The organism is Rhodanobacter glycinis (genome assembly GCF_900114325.1).
Classification (GTDB): Bacteria; Pseudomonadota; Gammaproteobacteria; order Xanthomonadales; family Rhodanobacteraceae; genus Rhodanobacter_A; species Rhodanobacter_A glycinis.
On the sequence record NZ_FOSR01000006.1, the window covers coordinates 14,138 to 29,139 of the forward strand.

11 protein-coding genes are annotated in these 15,002 nt (G+C 65.1%); 3 read left to right on the forward strand and 8 right to left on the reverse strand.

What is annotated here, in order from left to right:
• Positions 1–82: 82 nt before the first annotated feature.
• From BMY90_RS08020 to BMY90_RS08030, 3 genes are all read right to left on the reverse strand, one after another.
• Positions 83–1,681, reverse strand: coding sequence for a carboxylesterase/lipase family protein (locus tag BMY90_RS08020; RefSeq protein WP_092703099.1), 1,599 nt, complete (start codon positions 1,679–1,681; stop codon positions 83–85).
• Between the two features lie 288 nt (positions 1,682–1,969).
• Entirely contained in the window at positions 1,970–3,232 is a 1,263-nt protein-coding gene (locus BMY90_RS08025; RefSeq protein WP_092703101.1) for an MFS transporter, read from the reverse strand.
• Positions 3,233–3,298: 66 nt separating this feature from the next.
• Positions 3,299–4,312, reverse strand: a complete 1,014-nt coding sequence (locus BMY90_RS08030) for a LacI family DNA-binding transcriptional regulator (RefSeq protein WP_092703103.1) — start codon at positions 4,310–4,312, stop codon at positions 3,299–3,301.
• Between the two features lie 515 nt (positions 4,313–4,827).
• Between BMY90_RS08030 and BMY90_RS08035 the strand changes: the two genes are divergently transcribed.
• The 3 genes from BMY90_RS08035 to BMY90_RS08045 all read left to right on the forward strand — a co-directional run bounded on the left by BMY90_RS08035 (position 4,828) and on the right by BMY90_RS08045 (position 11,978).
• Positions 4,828–8,091 carry a TonB-dependent receptor gene (locus tag BMY90_RS08035; RefSeq protein WP_092703105.1) on the forward strand — a complete coding sequence of 1,088 codons (3,264 nt, stop codon included), beginning with the start codon at positions 4,828–4,830 and terminating at the stop codon, positions 8,089–8,091.
• 304 nt (positions 8,092–8,395) lie between these two features.
• On the forward strand, positions 8,396–9,673 hold the full coding sequence (locus BMY90_RS08040; RefSeq protein WP_245734983.1) for a hypothetical protein: 1,278 nt from the start codon (positions 8,396–8,398) through the stop codon (positions 9,671–9,673).
• A 40-nt stretch (positions 9,674–9,713) separates the two neighbouring features.
• Positions 9,714–11,978, forward strand: a complete 2,265-nt coding sequence (locus BMY90_RS08045; protein WP_092703109.1) for a beta-glucosidase — start codon at positions 9,714–9,716, stop codon at positions 11,976–11,978.
• Positions 11,979–12,128: 150 nt separating this feature from the next.
• On the opposite strand, the gene BMY90_RS08050 is transcribed toward BMY90_RS08045, so the two are convergent.
• The 5 genes from BMY90_RS08050 to BMY90_RS08070 form a co-directional block, all read right to left on the reverse strand.
• The gene (locus tag BMY90_RS08050) at positions 12,129–12,533 is read right to left on the reverse strand and encodes a DUF1801 domain-containing protein (protein ID WP_092703111.1); all 405 of its coding nucleotides are present in this window, start codon (positions 12,531–12,533) and stop codon (positions 12,129–12,131) included.
• Positions 12,534–12,599: 66 nt separating this feature from the next.
• Positions 12,600–13,010: a VOC family protein gene (locus BMY90_RS08055; RefSeq protein ID WP_092703113.1), complete on the reverse strand. Its 411-nt coding sequence runs from the start codon at positions 13,008–13,010 to the stop codon at positions 12,600–12,602.
• A 29-nt stretch (positions 13,011–13,039) separates the two neighbouring features.
• A complete protein-coding gene (locus BMY90_RS08060) occupies positions 13,040–13,489 on the reverse strand; it encodes a helix-turn-helix transcriptional regulator (protein ID WP_092703115.1) in 450 nt (149 codons plus the stop codon).
• Positions 13,490–13,548: 59 nt separating this feature from the next.
• Positions 13,549–13,950, reverse strand: a complete 402-nt coding sequence (locus BMY90_RS08065) for a VOC family protein (RefSeq protein ID WP_092703346.1) — start codon at positions 13,948–13,950, stop codon at positions 13,549–13,551.
• Positions 13,951–14,091: 141 nt separating this feature from the next.
• Positions 14,092–14,970, reverse strand: a complete 879-nt coding sequence (locus BMY90_RS08070) for an NmrA/HSCARG family protein (RefSeq protein WP_092703117.1) — start codon at positions 14,968–14,970, stop codon at positions 14,092–14,094.
• Positions 14,971–15,002 lie beyond the last annotated feature (32 nt).

Genomic DNA, 15,002 nt, shown 5'->3' on the forward strand with positions numbered 1-15,002 from the left:
TGCGGCGGAACGAATGGGCACGGCCTGGCCGAATGACTCCGCTCCGAAACGTTCGCGGCTTTCGGGGCGGACACCATACACATCAAAGATGCGCGTCGGGCTCCACGCGCTGCAGGAAGTCGTAGCGCGTCACGGCATGATCGACGCGGGTATGCGTGTCCGCGCCGATCACCTGGCGCAGCAGGCCGCCATCCTTGTCCGCTGTCGCCGGCCAGTGCGGCAGGCCCGCACCGTTGGGGTTGCCGGTCTTGATGAAGTTGGCCCAGTAGCCTTCCATCGTGGCCGACACCTTGCGGTCGGTGGCGGTCCACGCGAAGACGTGGTTGCCGGACAGGTTGCCCAGCGCGAATTCGATCTCGCTGCTGTGCACCGCGCCCGGATCGGGGCCGGCGCTGCCATCACGCTTGGCCGGACGCGCCTGGTCGAAATAGTAGTAATACACCGGCGCGTGACCGGTCTGGCGTTGCAGCTGCATCCAGCGTCCGGTGGCGAAGGCGATGAACTGGTCGCCAGCCAGCGCCGTGCCGGACGTCTTCACTTCGGCCGCGGTATTGCCCGGATAAAGCTTCAGCGCCTCGGCGGCATGCGCGCCGAATTGCTTCTCCAGCACGGCGCGATAGTTGGCTGGCGTGGGCGCCCTGCCGTTGAACAGGTCGGCGTAATAGTCTTCCTGCGAATTCGAGCCCACCAGCAGCGGAATGTGCGCCTGCTCGCCGGCCTGGTAGATCGCCTCGGGCGAACGCGGCAGGAAATAGCCGTCGATCGTGGGGCTGAATTCGGCCACGCCCTTGTCACCGCAGGCCTTGATCAAGACGCTCGCATTCATCGCACGCAAATCGGCCAGGGAATGCGCGCCGACGTGTTGCTCGAATGCCTGGCCTTCTTTCTCGGTCTGCGCCAGCGGTCGCGGCTTCAGATTGCCGAGCACGGAGCCGCTCTCACCGATGGCTTGCTGCATCAATCCCTTCGACAACGGCGAAGCCATCAAGGCCGAGACCGACATGGAACCGGCCGACTCGCCGCCGATGGTGACCTTCGCCGGGTTGCCGCCAAACGCGGCGATGTTTTGATGGACCCAGCGCAGCGCGGCAGCCTGGTCGAGCAGGCCGTAATTGCCGGTGGCGTGTTGCGGTGACTCGTCAGCCAGCGCCGGCAACGCGAGAAAGCCGAACACGTCCAGCCGATAGTTCACGGTGACCGTGACGATCCCGCGCCGGGCCAGGCTGGCACCGTCATAGCGCGACTCCGAACCGTCGCCCGCGACAAAACCGCCACCGTAGAAATACACCAGCACGGGCAGCTTCTTGCCTGCGCTGTGCGCGGGTCGCCACACGTTGAGGTACAGGCAGTCCTCGCTCATGCCGTCGGAGCGGAACACCATGTCGCCGAACAACGGCCGCTGCATGCAACGCGGACCGAAGTGGTCGGCCTTGCGCACACCACTCCAGGCCGTCATCGGTTGCGGCGGCTTCCAGCGCAGGGAACCGACCGGCGGCGCGGCGTACGGAATGCCCTTGAACTCGCCCAGGCCCGCTGCGGCGACATGGACGCCGGACAATGCACCGGCTTCCGTGTGCACCACCGGCACCGAAGAACCCGCGGCGAGCAGCGGCAGCGGAGCGGCGACAACGGCCAAGCCCAGCAACATGTGGATCGAACAGGCGAATGCACGGCGCATCATGAAAACCTCGCACGGATGGAACGGATATCCCTGGAACCTAAGGAACGGCACAGCACGAATCGCCCCGCCCCTTCGCCACGCTCGACTACCCGGGTGGCTCCGCCGCAGCGTAGCGCAAAGAAGCCGCCCCACGCTTGCCAAGGGAGCACCTCGAATAACCCACGTTTGCAGGAGCTCACCCAGTGCGCGAAAGGTCCTTGCGAAAGATTTTCGCAGTCTCCAACCAAGAGCACTCGCGCACAGGGTGCGCTCCTACCGGGTTTCGGCAAGGCTTTCGAGTCCGCAAGCTCAACGCACGCCGCGCACCGGCAGGATCGCCCAGGCGCCCAGCGCGACAAGAACCGCCGCCACCATGAACAGGACCGCATAGCTGCCGCTGCTCACGGCAAGAATGGCCGGGGCGACGGCAGGCATCAGCCATTGCGGCAGGACGCTGGCGATGTTGAAGATGCCCAGGTTCCTGGCTGCGTGGGTTTCGCGCTCCGGCAACACGTCGGTGACCAGCGCGAAGTCCACGGCCAGGTAGGTGCCCTGCGCGATACCGCTCAACGCCATGCCGACCAGGAACCAGGCATACGACGTGGCAAACGCGATCACCACCAGCGCCAGCGCGTAGAGCAGCGCCGCACCGCATACGAAAACCTTGCGCCGCCCGACGGCATCGGACAATCCGCCACCCAGCACACCGAAGATGGCCACCATGCAGCACTGCACCACGGTGGACAGGAAGATCCGGTGCGGCACATCGCCCGGTGGGCAGTTCAACTGATGGATCAGGTAGAACTCCTGATAGGTCAGCAACATGGCAACGCCGGCGTAGAGCAGGAAGCGGCTGCTCCAGGCCCAGCTGAAATCGGGGAAACGCAACGGGTTGATCCAGAAACTGCCCAGGAACCCGCGCCAGCCGTAAGGCGGCCGGTGCGCCGAATCCAACCTGCTGTCGCGCAGCACGCATGCCAGCACGAGTGCGCAGAGCAACGCGATCGCGGCCGGCACCAGGAAGATGGCCAGCGTGGACGCCACCAGCACTTCCACCAGGAAGGTGCCGCCGATCATGCCCAGCGGCAGGCTGATGCTCACGATGCCGGATACCGTACCGCGCTGCGATGTCGGGATCTGGTCGGAAAGGATTGCCGCCAGCACCGCCAGTTCGGCGTTATAGGCAAGCTGCGTGATGCACCAACCCAAGAGGAGCTGCGGGATCGACGTGGCCTGCGCCACGACTGCCAGCCCGGCCACGCCGCCCAGCGCGCCGGCAATCAGCCAGGGCCGGCGCATGCCGTGGCGCGAGGTCGTGCGATCCGACAGCCGGCCAAAGAACGGATTGCCGAACAAGGCCACCAGCGCTCCCACGCCCACCACCAGCGACAGGCTGTCGGCCGCATGTGCCGGGTCGATCACGCTGACGCGCATCGCCAGCCCCACCAGGATCGGCGGCAGCAAAGCCATCCACAAGCCCGTATAGGCCAGGCCATAGACCGCCATGAACAACCGGCCGACGCGACGCGTGCACGGCACGGTCGCGGCCTCGACATGGTCACTGCCCACCATTCCTCCGCATCCCCTGGAATCAGCACATCCCGTGCCCGGCTGGAACCGGGCGGCACATGACGAATCCTAAGGCTTTCCGGGAGCGGCCGTGGATGCGCGCAGTTGCACCTGATAGGGCACCCGCTCCTGCTTGCGCAGGGCCGGGTCGCGGATCGCCTGCAACACGCGTTCGGTCGCCGCGCAGCCCATTTCGCGGCACGGCTGGTGCACCGTGGTCAGGCCGGGCGAGATCAGCTGCGATACCGGCGTGCCGTCGAAGCCGCACACCGACAGGTCGCGCGGAATGACCAGCCCGCGTTCATGCGCCTCGCGCATCACACCGCAAGCCATGTCGTCGTTCGCCGCAAAAATGGCCGTGGGCGGGCGGCGCTGGTCGAGCAAGGCCTTGGCGGCCGCCACGCCCGATGCGAAGGTGAAATCCCCTTCCGCCACCAGCGATTCATCGTAGGCGATGCCGCCTTTGCGCAATGCATCGCGGTAGCCATTGCGCCGCCAGGTGCGTGCGCCATGCCCTTTCAGTCCGGTGACGTGGCCTATTCGCCGATGCCCGAGCGAAATCAGGTGGGCGACGATCTCTTCCGCCGCCTTGCGCTCGTCGAAGCCGATGTCGATCTGCGACTCGCGCAATTTCGAGGAGATCGTCGAATAGCGGATGTCGAGTTCGTCGAGGCGCTGCAGCAGCTTGGCGTTGCTCGCATGAGGTGGCACCAGCACCAGTGCGTCCGGACGATGCTGGGCCACGAAACCGTCGATGCGCGCGGCCAGGTCCTCGCCTGCCTCGAAGGGATGCAGGACGGCGTTGTACGGCGTCCCCCTGCACGCCTGCAGGACGCCCACGATCAGCTCCATGACGTAGCTGGAACCGGCCGTGGGGTTGTCGTACAGCAGCGCGACCAGGTACGAACGGTTCCCCGCCAGGCTGCGTGCCGATGCGTTGGGCACGTAATTGAGCTCGCGGATCGAGGCCTCGATCCGGGTGCGCAGCTTGGCACGCACGTTCGTATAGCCATTGAGTACACGGGACACCGTCTTGACGGATACCCCGGCATGCACAGCGACGTCTTCGATTCTCGCAGGCATGTATCTGCCACCCCACCCTGTCATGACTTGCAGTGCGCCATGCTAACCCAAGCGGAAAGCGCACATCCATCCGCATTTCACCCCTGCACGAACAAAAATACCAGCGCTGGTATTTTCTATTGACAGCGCTGGTACATTTGACTAGCTTGCATCCACACAAGGGGGCTCGCGTGCTGCAGTGCGCAATGCAAGGGGAAGGGAAATGTCCATTCGTCGGATCGCGCGCAACGCGCGCCACATCACCTTCGCCGCCACCATTGCCGCGGCCTCGGGGGACGCCGCAGGCACGCGCAACGCCCATGCAATGCATTGCAACGGGCGCGGGCAATGAATAGCCACCCGATGACGGCAAGCCTGCGGCTACCCGACACCCATCGGCAGCGCTGCATCAGGTCAACGGGTTCGTAATCAAGTCGCGACCGACCTGCCGCGGGACGACTGGCCGGCGCAACAAGGTTGTATCGATCGAGTATTCACTGGACATCTGGGGAGAGCAGAAAGTGAAAAAGCCATCCATGTACACACGTGCGCCGGGCGCCAACCAGCCGTGCCGGCTGTCGCTGGCGATCGCGATGACGCTGTTCGCGGCCGGACAGTTGCATGCGCAAACCACGCCGACGACGAATGATCAAACCACCCCGTCCACGACACAGGCCACCAGCAAGGACATCAAGGCGGCCGACAAAAAGACGTCCAAGTCGGTGGACGGCAAGGACGTCACGCAGCTCAACAGCATGACTGTCAGCGGCTACGCGTCCAGCCTGAATCGTGCGCAGCAGATCAAGCGCTACTCCGACACCGTGGTTGACGCGATCTCGGCGCAGGACGCCGGCTCGCTGCCCGACCTGTCGGTGACCGAAGCGCTGCAACGCGTGCCTGGTGTGGCCGTCAGCGCCTTCGGTGTCGCCGCCGATCCGGACCACTTCTCGATCCAGGGCTCGGACATCAGCCTGCAGGGCCTGCCCTATACCAGCACGCTGTTCAACGGCCGCGAAGTGTTCTCCGCCGGCGGTGGTCAGGGCCTGAACTTTTCCACGGTGTCGCCGGAATTGATCGGCTCGGTGGTGGTAAGCAAGAACCAGACGGCGGACATGATCGAAGGCGGCATCGCCGGCTCGATCGACCTGCGCACGCGCAAGCCCTTCGACAGCGACAAGGATACGCAGGCCGCCTTCACCGTCGGCGACTACTGGGGCAGCCTGGACAAGCGCGGCACGCCGCAGATCGCCGGCCTGTTCAGCCACAACTGGAATACCGGGATCGGCCGCTTCGGCATCCTGGCCAACCTGGCCTACGACCGCATCGACCAGGCCGACAATGCGATCTCGCTGGTCGATTTCCAGCGGCGCTGCAACGGCTGCACGCTCCCAGGGAATCGACCCGACCACTATCCAGGCCTGCCTGAGGGCACCGACGGTCCCTACGCCTACCTGCCGATCGGCGGCGACCTGCGTACCCAGCACGAAACCAGCACGCGCTTCGGCCATGTGCTGGCGGCACAATGGGAAAGCCCGGACAAGGCCTGGTCGGCCACGCTGGAATGGGACCGCGCTTCGGACACGGAAACCACCTACGAACATACCCTGCAAGCGTCGACAGACGGTTGCGCCTGGTCGGATGCGGACCAGTGCGACATTCCGCTGGCAGGCACCACGCCGGTGTTCGATTCCAACGGCGTGTTCCAGTCGGGCATCGTCACGGCGCAGCCCAGCCAGTACACCTATCCGAACGTTTATACGGATAGCAAGGGCAACCAAATTCCGATGGGCGGCTTGCCCACGCAGATCAACAGCACCGGCTACAGGAACCGCTACGTCACCAACGACTACAGCTTCAACCTGAAGTGGAACGTCAACGACCGGCTACACCTGAACCTGGACGCGCAGGACACCCACTCCCAGTACAAGTACGCCTACTACTACATCCGCCAGCTGACCAACGCCAACTGGTACATCGCCACGCACGGCGACAGCGTACCCACGGTCAAGCTGCTGTCGCCCGACCCTGCCGAAACGACGGCCCAGTACTTCGCCAATCCCGCCAACACGTACTGGGCGGCGGCGCAGGACAGCCAGCGCTACTCCTGGGGCAACCAGCGCGCCTTCCGCCTGGACGGCGACTTCGACGCAGACAAGGGACCCCTCAGCGACATCCAGTTCGGCTTCCGGCATACCGACCAGAGTGAAACGGTGCAAAGCTCGGCGTTCAACTACGTGCCCATCAGCACGCCGAGTCCCGGGATAGCCCCGATCACCGCCGCCGACACGCCCAACTACGTCTCGCCGTACCACGTCAACCTGCCAGCCTTCGGCGGCGGCGATTTCGGTATCGTCGCCCCCTACTTCAACCTGAATCCGCTTACGCAATTCTGGCAGTCCGCCGCGGCCATCAAGCAGATCAACCAGCAGTGGCTGGCCAACACCCCCAACGCTGTCGGCCCGTACTACACCAACTACGATCGCGAGCAGTACGTCGCCGGCGACGTCTTCGTGCCCGGCACGTATTACCTGCCGCAGGAAGTCGCCTCCAACCGGGAAAAGACCAACGCCACGTATGTGCGGCTGAACTTCGGCAACAGCAACCTGGATTTCCTCAGCGGGCTGCAGATCAGCGGCAACATCGGCCTGCGTTACATCCACACCCAGGATGACGCTTCGGGCTATCTGATCCTGCCGAACATGCTGCAAACCCTCAACGGGCATACCATTGCGCAGTACTGCAATTCGGGCGCGAGCGGCCCGGCACCACAACCGGGCACGTTCTGCGCGCTGACGCCGGCACAGCAGCAGCAATACATGAATTTCGCCAATGGCGCGTTCACCCCGATCACGGCCCACAGCTCGTACGGCAACTGGTTGCCCAGTTTCAACCTGGCTGTTGGCTGGACCGACGACCTGATTACCCGCTTCGCCTTCTCCGAGTCGATCTACCGGCCCTCGCTGGTGCAGTTGCAGGCCGGGCAATCGGTCGGCGGACTGCTGCCCTACGGCACCAACGGCAGCACCGAGCCGACGGTGGGGAATGGCTACAACGGCTCGAACCCGTATCTCAAGCCGATCACCGCGCACAACTTCGACCTGAGCCAGGAGTGGTATTTCGCCAACGCCGGCTCGCTCACCGGCATGCTGTTCTACAAGCAGCTGAACCACACCATCCAGTACATCACCAGCGTCGTCGACACCACGGTGACCAACAATGGCGTGACCTATCCCGAGCAATACACGGCCGGCCTGGCCAACCTGGACCAGAAGGGCAGCGTGCGTGGCGCGGAACTGGCCTACCAGCAGAAGTACGATTTCCTGCCCGGCTGGTTGTCCGGCTTCGGCACGCAGATGAACTACACCTACATCAAGCCGCACGGACTGGGTTTCGGCTCGATCAACTACTGCCCCAGCGGCTATGTGGCACCGACGCAATGCATCAACCAGCTCAAGCTGCCGCCGTCGGAGCTGTCCCGCGACACCTTCAACTTCACCGCCTATTACGAGAAAGGCCCACTGTCGGCACGACTGGCCTGGAACTGGCGTTCGCAGTTCCTGATCTCCGGCCAGGAAGCGGATTACCCGTTCCTGCCGGTGATGGCCGAGTCGCAGGGCAAGCTGGACGGCTCGCTGATCTACACGATCAACCCGCACGTCAAGGTGGCACTGCAGGTATCCAACCTGTTGAACTCGACGTTCAAGACCCGCGAGATCGTCAACACCGACGGCCTGAGCGTGCCCAAGGGCTTCTTCCGCGACGACACCCGCTACAACCTCAGCCTGCGCGCGAACTTCTGACAAGACGCGCCGTACAAGCCTTCGTCATGGCGCATGCCGGGTCATGCGCCATGACGGCGGTGGAAAGCAACGTGACAAGCTTTGATGCAGCCATGCCTGCTCTCCCCGGCATGGCTGCCTTTTTCACCGACAGCCTGCGCAACTCGCCGGGATACTGTGTTCACACCCGCTGAAGGACACAGCTCGCGGGCAACCCGTCGCATCACTTCGAGGCTACGCGGTATTGATCAGATTCACGGCAATCAGGCTCGGCAACACCCGGCGCGGCTGGCTGGGCGGAGTGGCCGTGGGCCTGGTGCTTGCCATGTCTTCGATGCTGCCGGCCCACGCGCAAGCGGCAGCCATCCCGAGATCCGACACACAAGCGGCAGCCGCCCGAATCGAAGCCATCGCGCGCACGGGCTGCAACGTCCTTGCTGCACGCGTCGATACACTGCCCGGCAACGCTCCGGTCTTGCTGCGCAGCTACGACAACTCGCGAGGCCAGGGCGCACCCGATCTGCTGCCGTTGCGCTCGGCGGCGTTCACTTACGACAACGCGCTGGCGGTGATCGCCCTGCTCGCCTGCCACCGCCGATCGCAAGCCGAGCGGATCGGCGCCGCGCTGCGATTGGCCGCGATGAACGACACGCGCCTGCGCGACGCCTACCGCGCCGGCATCGTGGCAGGCGACAAGCCGCTGCCAAACGGCTGGCGCGATCCCGACAGCGGACGCTGGATCGAGGCGGCGCAGCGGTATGCCGGCGCCTACCAGGACGGCAGTTCGTGCGGCAACGTGGCCTGGGCGGCACTGGCACTGCTGGCCCTGCATCACACCACCGCCGAGGGTCGTTGGCGCGATGCCGCCGTGCATCTCGCCCGCTGGGTGGTCGAGCATGCCGCCGACACGCGTGGCGCCGGCGGCTTCGATGGCGGCATCGAGTCCTACTTGCTGGTTCCACGCAAGGCGGCATGGAAATCCACCGAACACAACATCGATCTGGTCGCCATGTTCGAATGGCTGCAGCGGATTGCCGCGCCCGGCGGCGACTGGCAGGCCCAGGCGCGGCACGCGCGTCGATTCGTGGATGCGCAATGGGATGCGGCCAGCGGGCATTTCTGGATGGGCACCACCGCCGATGGCGTGACGCCGCTTCGCTCACCCTCGGCACTCGATGTGCAACTCTGGGCACAATTGCTGCCGAATGCGCCGAAGCCATGGCGGCGGGCGCTGCACTGGATCGAACGCATGAACAGCGTCAAGGGCGGTTTCGACTTCACCGACGATCGCGACGGCTTATGGACGGAAGGCACCGCACAGGCCGCACTCGTCTATCGCTGGACGGGCAACGCAGCCAGGGCCAACGCCTTGTTCGTATCGATCGCACAACAGGCATCGCCCGGCGGCTTCCTGTACGCCACGCCCGCGCCGCGCATCACGGCGGTGTATTCCTACTACCGGCACCAGCCGTGTCTTGCAGCAACGGCATGGGCCGTGATCGCCGCGCTGGATCGCAATCCGTACCTGCCGCCAAACATGCACCGAGCGAACACGCCGCCGCACGCAAGCCCTGCACATGCCGGCCACCCCACCCTGCAATGAACCTGCTCGCACCCCGCTTCGCAACACGAGGAAAAATGTCATGACCCTTCGCAAGACTCCCGTAGCCGCCTTCATCGGCATGGCGTTGCTGACCTGTTTCGGGGCAAGCGCCGCAAGCTCTGCGAGCAAGCCGGCGCGACCATGGCTGAACACCCATCTGTCGCCCGACCAGCGCGCCTCGCTGGTGGTGAAGGCGATGACCCAGGACGAGAAGTTCCAGCTGATCGATGTCCAGTTCGGCGACACCGAGAACGGTCACGTGATGTCGCCCGGCGCGCTGGCGTCCGCGGGTTACGATCCGGCGATCAAGCGGCTGGGCCTGCCGGCGCTGCAGGAAAGCGATGCCGGCCTGGGCGTGGCCAAACCGCACAAGCTGGGTGCCACCGCGCTGCCGTCCGGCCTGGCGACCGCGGCCAGCTTCGATCCCGCGCTGGCCTACGCCGGCGGCGCGATGATCGGCAGCGAAGCGCACCACCGCGGCTTCAACGTGATGCTGGCCGGTGGCGCCGATCTGGTGCGCGATCCGCGCAACGGTCGCAACTTCGAATACGCCGGCGAAGACCCCTTGCTCACCGGCCTGATCGTCGGCCATGCGATCGCCGGCATCCAGAGCCAGCACGTTGTCTCCACCATCAAGCATTACGCCTTCAATGATCTGGAAACGGCACGCACCACGTTCAGTGCCGACATCAATCCGACCGCCGCGCGCGAATCGGACCTGCTCGCCTTCGAGATCGCCATCGAAACCGGGCATCCCGGTTCGGTGATGTGCTCCTACAACCGCGTCAACTCGGTCTACGCCTGCGAGAACGACTGGCTGCTCGACAAGGTGCTGAAGCGCGACTGGCACTACCCCGGCTACGTGATGTCGGACTGGGGCGCGGTGCACAGTGCGGCCAAGTCCGCGCTGGCCGGGCTGGACCAGGAATCGGCCGGCGAGACCTTCGACAAGGAGGTGTACTTCGGCAAGCCGCTGCGTGCTGCCGTGGCCTCCGGCGAGGTGCCGCAGTCGCGCATCGACGACATGGCGCACCGCATCCTGCGCAGCCTGTTCGCGAGCGGGGTGATCGACCATCCGGCCGAACAGGCGCCGATCGATTTCGCTGCCGACCGCAAGGTGGCGCAGCACGTCGAGGAAGCGGGCGCGGTGCTGCTGCGCAACCAGAACGCATTGCTGCCGCTGTCGGGCGCGCAGTCGGTGGCCGTCATCGGCGGCCATGCCGACAAGGGCGTGCTGACCGGCGGCGGCTCCTCCGCGGTGCAGTCACCCGAAGGCAATGCCGTGCCGGGCCTGGCGCCCACCGCATGGCCGGGGCCGCGCATCTACCAGCCGTCCGCGCCATTGACCGCGATCCGGCAGCGCGCACATGGCAAGGTGAGCTACGCCAGCGGCGAGGACATTGCCGCCGCCGCGAAACTGGCCGCGCAAGCCAAGGTGGCGGTGGTGTTCGTCGAGCAATGGTCGGCGGAAAGCTTCGACTCGCCGCACATGACGCTGCCCGGCAACCAGGACGCGCTGGTCGCGGCCGTGGCCAAGGCCAACCCGCACACCATCGTCGTGCTGGAAAACAACGGCCCGGTCGCGATGCCGTGGCTGGATCAGGTCGGCGCGGTGCTGGAAGCGTGGTACCCCGGTGCCGGCGGCGGCGAAGCCATTGCACGGCTGCTGTACGGCGAAGTCGATCCGGCCGGACGCTTGCCAGTATCGTGGCCGCGTGACGAAGCGCAGTTGCCGCGCCCGCAAATTCCCGGCGCCGGCCTGGCCTCCATCGGCCTGATACCGCAAGGCCAGCCGGCCGAGCATGTGGACTACAACATCGAAGGCGCGAACGTCGGCTACCGCTGGTACCAGCACAAAGGCATCCAGCCGCTGTTCCCGTTCGGCTACGGCCTGGGCTACACGCATTTCGCCTACAGCGACTTCAAGCCGCGTATCGAGCATGGGCGCGTGGTGGCCTCGTTCACGGTGACCAATCGCGGCAAGCGCGCAGGCGTGGACGTGCCGCAGCTGTATGCCACCCTGCCCGGCAGCGGCGAGGTACGGCGATTGGCCGGATGGTGCCGGGTCAGCCTGAAGCCGGGGCAGTCCGCGCATCTCGAAGTCACCGCCGATCCTCGCCTGCTGGTGAACTTCGACGCGTCAGGACAACAATGGCAGCGTCCGGCCGGCAGCTATCAGCTGCAATTGGGGCACTCTGCTACCTCTTTCCAAGGCCAGGGCTCCGTGACGCTGCCAAAGGCCAGTTGGCCTGCGGACGCACCACCGAAGGGTGCATCGCAAAGCTGCCTAGCCAGTCGGAGTTAACCTCGCTGTCGTAGGAGCGCACCCTGTGCGCGAAAAGCTTCTGGTCCCGATGAAGCACCAGAGCATTCGCGCACAGGGTGCGCTCCTACGCGACGGTACGATCGCCCCCGGTCATCGATCGCGATCGAGCGTCTAGCACTCGCCTTGCGATCAACGCGCGGCGGATGTATTCAATGCCGCCGCCGCGCGAATCAGTGCGATCAGCGCCTTGTCATCGATTTTGTCGCCCTCGTGGAAATCGATGGCCCGCCGAGTGTTGCCGTCGAGGCTGGCATTGAAGAGATTCGCGGGATCGTCCAGCGAAGCTCCCTTGGCAAACGTCATCTTCACGGCGGTCTTGTAGCTCTCGCCGGTGCAGATCATGCCGTCGCGATACCACACCGGAACGCCACGCCATTTCCATTCCTCGACCACGTCGGGAATCGCCTGCCTGATCAGCTTGCGGACATGCGCCAGCGTCTCGCCGCGCCAGTCGCCCAGCTCCTTGATCCGCGCATCGATCAGCCGGGACGGCGTATTACTGGCCGATCCATCCTTTGCGTCGATTTTCTTCATGCTCGCAGTCGCCTCCGGGTGATGGTCATTGATTCAGCAGGTGCAAGTGCCTGCGGCGCGAACGCATCAGTGCCGCTGCTGTACGCGTAGCAGATTGCCGGCAGGATCACGAACCGCGCAATCGCGCACGCCATACGGCTGCTCGGTCGGTTCCTCGACGATCTCGGCGCCGCTGGCCTGGATCCGCTTGAATGCCGCATCCAGGTCTGCGGTGGCCAGCAACATCATCGCGAAGGTGCCCTTGGCCATCATCTCGGCGATGGTGCGCTGCTCGTCCTCGGTCACGCCGGGGCTGGCGTTCGGCGGGTACAGCACGATGGACGTGCCGGGCTGGTCGGCCGGGCCGACGGTAATCCAGCGCATGCCGTTGTAACCGACATCCTTGCGCACCTCGAAACCGAGAGTGTCGCGGTAGAACGCCAGCGAGGCGTCCGGATCGGTGTGCGGGAGAAAGCTCGAGTGAATGCTGATATCCATCGTGGTCCTGCTCGCTGTGACGGGAGCCATCATGCTAGATCCGGTTCGGGATCCGGCGCTTCTCGATTCCTGATCGGTCGCGTCACCTGTCGCGCCACGCACGATGGCATGCCTGCGGTCATGGCCGCTGCCTCGCGCCGATAGGCACTGGGCGACATGCCCACCAGTTCGCTGAAGCGCGTGCTGAACGTGCCCAGCGATGCGCAGCCCACCGTGAAGCAGACATCGGTGACGCTGAGGTCGCCACGCCGCAGCAAGGCCATCGCACGCTCGATCCGACGCGTCATCAGGTAGCTGTAGGGCGACTCGCCGAAAGCGCGCTTGAACTGGCGGCTGAGATGCCCGGCCGACATGTGCACGCCACGCGCCAGCGCCGCCAGATCCAGCGGTTGTGCGTAGTCCCGGTCGATCCGGTCGCGCACGCGGCGCAACCGTGCCAGGTCGCGCAAATGCTGCGTGGTGGCGGGCTTGCCGGTCATGGTGCGATCGTCCCATGCCGCATCAGCATGCTCAAGCGCAACCAGGGCGAAAACTTCGGCTACCGGTCGAACTTGCTGATCGCTGCGGGCGTGACCGGCGTGAAAAAGTTGACCAGGTTGCCATCGGGGTCGCGGAACAGCAGCGAGCGGTTTCCCCATGGCATGGTGGTCGGTGGCTGGACCAGGCTGGCGCCGATCACCTGGGCCAGATTTGCGTACTCGGCATCGACGTCGTCGACGCGGAATTCGATGATGGCGGTGTGGTTGTCCGCCGCGCGTGCCACATCGGCACCGAACAGCTGCAGCGTGCGCGTGCTGCCGATCGCCAGCGTGCACGCCGGCGTCGCCAACTCGCCGAAGTCCTCGGTGTACATCGTCACCGGAATACCGGTGATGTGCTCGTAAAAACCGACCAGACGCTGGATGTCATCGGTGATGATGCGGATCGAGACGAAGTTCATGCTGCTTTCCTTCAAGGGGCGGTTGCCCGGCACGGCACTGTTGTACACGGAGGCTGCTGACAGCCTGTTGTCAGCAGCCTTCCGCATCGCCATGGTCGACTCAGGCTGAAATGCCCCTGCAATCGGCAGCGACTTGCCCGATCAGGACGGCTGCCACGTCTTCGCCCATTCCTCGGCCAGGTCCCGATAACGACGCAGCGGATGGCCGAGCAGGCCGGCAAGCGTGTCGGCCGCATGCGGCTTGCCGAGCATGCCGTCGGTGTGGAACCGCGCCAGCATCAGGCGGATGTCATGGGCCGACCAGGACGGCATGAAGTTGGCCAGCATCCCTTCGTAAGCATCCAGGTCGTTGCCGGCATGGGTCACCGGCTTGCCGAGCACGCCGGACCAGATCGTGGCCAGTGCATCACTGGTCAGCGCTTCCGGACCGGTGATCTCGATCACCTCGCGCGGCAGTGGCATCTTTGCCCGCGCCCGGCGCAGCAGCGAGGCCACCGCGATCTCCGCGATATCGCGCACATCGACCATGGCCACCCCGGCCTCGCCAAGCGGCATGCCGTAGCGACCCTGCGTCAGCAACCCGTCCTTCTGCATGACGTCGTTCTGCATGAAATAGGACGGCCGCAGCACGGTCACCGGCAGGTCGAGCTGCTCGATCATCCGCTCCACCGTGTACTTGCCGGTGAAATGCGGCACATCCGTGAAGCGCTCGCTGTTGAGCACCGACAGGTAGACGATGCGCTGGATACCGGCCTCGCGCGCCAGGGCCAGCGTACCGATCGCCTGGGTCACTTCGTCGGCGACCACGGCATTGAGCAGGAACAGCGTATCGACGTTCTTCAACGCCGCGCGCATCGAGGCGATGTCGGTCATGTCGCCCTTGACTGCAAGGACGCCCTCGGGGAATGCGGCCTTGCCCGGGTCGCGCGTCAACGCGTGGACATGGGCGCCCTGGGCAAGCAGCCCGCGGACAACCAGGCTGCCGATCGTGCCGGTGCTGCCGGTAACGAGGATGTTCATGGGGTATCTCCTTCAGTGGGTGGGTGGTGATG

Bases quoted from the DNA above. Each gene is read 5' to 3' on its own strand.
- BMY90_RS08020 (WP_092703099.1), bottom strand. From the start codon at position 1,681: ATGATGCGCCGTGCATTCGCCTGTTCGATCCACATGTTGCTGGGCTTG.
- BMY90_RS08025 (WP_092703101.1), bottom strand. From the start codon at position 3,232: ATGGTGGGCAGTGACCATGTCGAGGCCGCGACCGTGCCGTGCACGCGT.
- BMY90_RS08030 (WP_092703103.1), bottom strand. From the start codon at position 4,312: ATGCCTGCGAGAATCGAAGACGTCGCTGTGCATGCCGGGGTATCCGTC.
- BMY90_RS08035 (WP_092703105.1), top strand. From the start codon at position 4,828: ATGTACACACGTGCGCCGGGCGCCAACCAGCCGTGCCGGCTGTCGCTG.
- BMY90_RS08040 (WP_245734983.1), top strand. From the start codon at position 8,396: ATGTCTTCGATGCTGCCGGCCCACGCGCAAGCGGCAGCCATCCCGAGA.
- BMY90_RS08045 (WP_092703109.1), top strand. From the start codon at position 9,714: ATGACCCTTCGCAAGACTCCCGTAGCCGCCTTCATCGGCATGGCGTTG.
- BMY90_RS08050 (WP_092703111.1), bottom strand. From the start codon at position 12,533: ATGAAGAAAATCGACGCAAAGGATGGATCGGCCAGTAATACGCCGTCC.
- BMY90_RS08055 (WP_092703113.1), bottom strand. From the start codon at position 13,010: ATGGATATCAGCATTCACTCGAGCTTTCTCCCGCACACCGATCCGGAC.
- BMY90_RS08060 (WP_092703115.1), bottom strand. From the start codon at position 13,489: ATGACCGGCAAGCCCGCCACCACGCAGCATTTGCGCGACCTGGCACGG.
- BMY90_RS08065 (WP_092703346.1), bottom strand. From the start codon at position 13,950: ATGAACTTCGTCTCGATCCGCATCATCACCGATGACATCCAGCGTCTG.
- BMY90_RS08070 (WP_092703117.1), bottom strand. From the start codon at position 14,970: ATGAACATCCTCGTTACCGGCAGCACCGGCACGATCGGCAGCCTGGTT.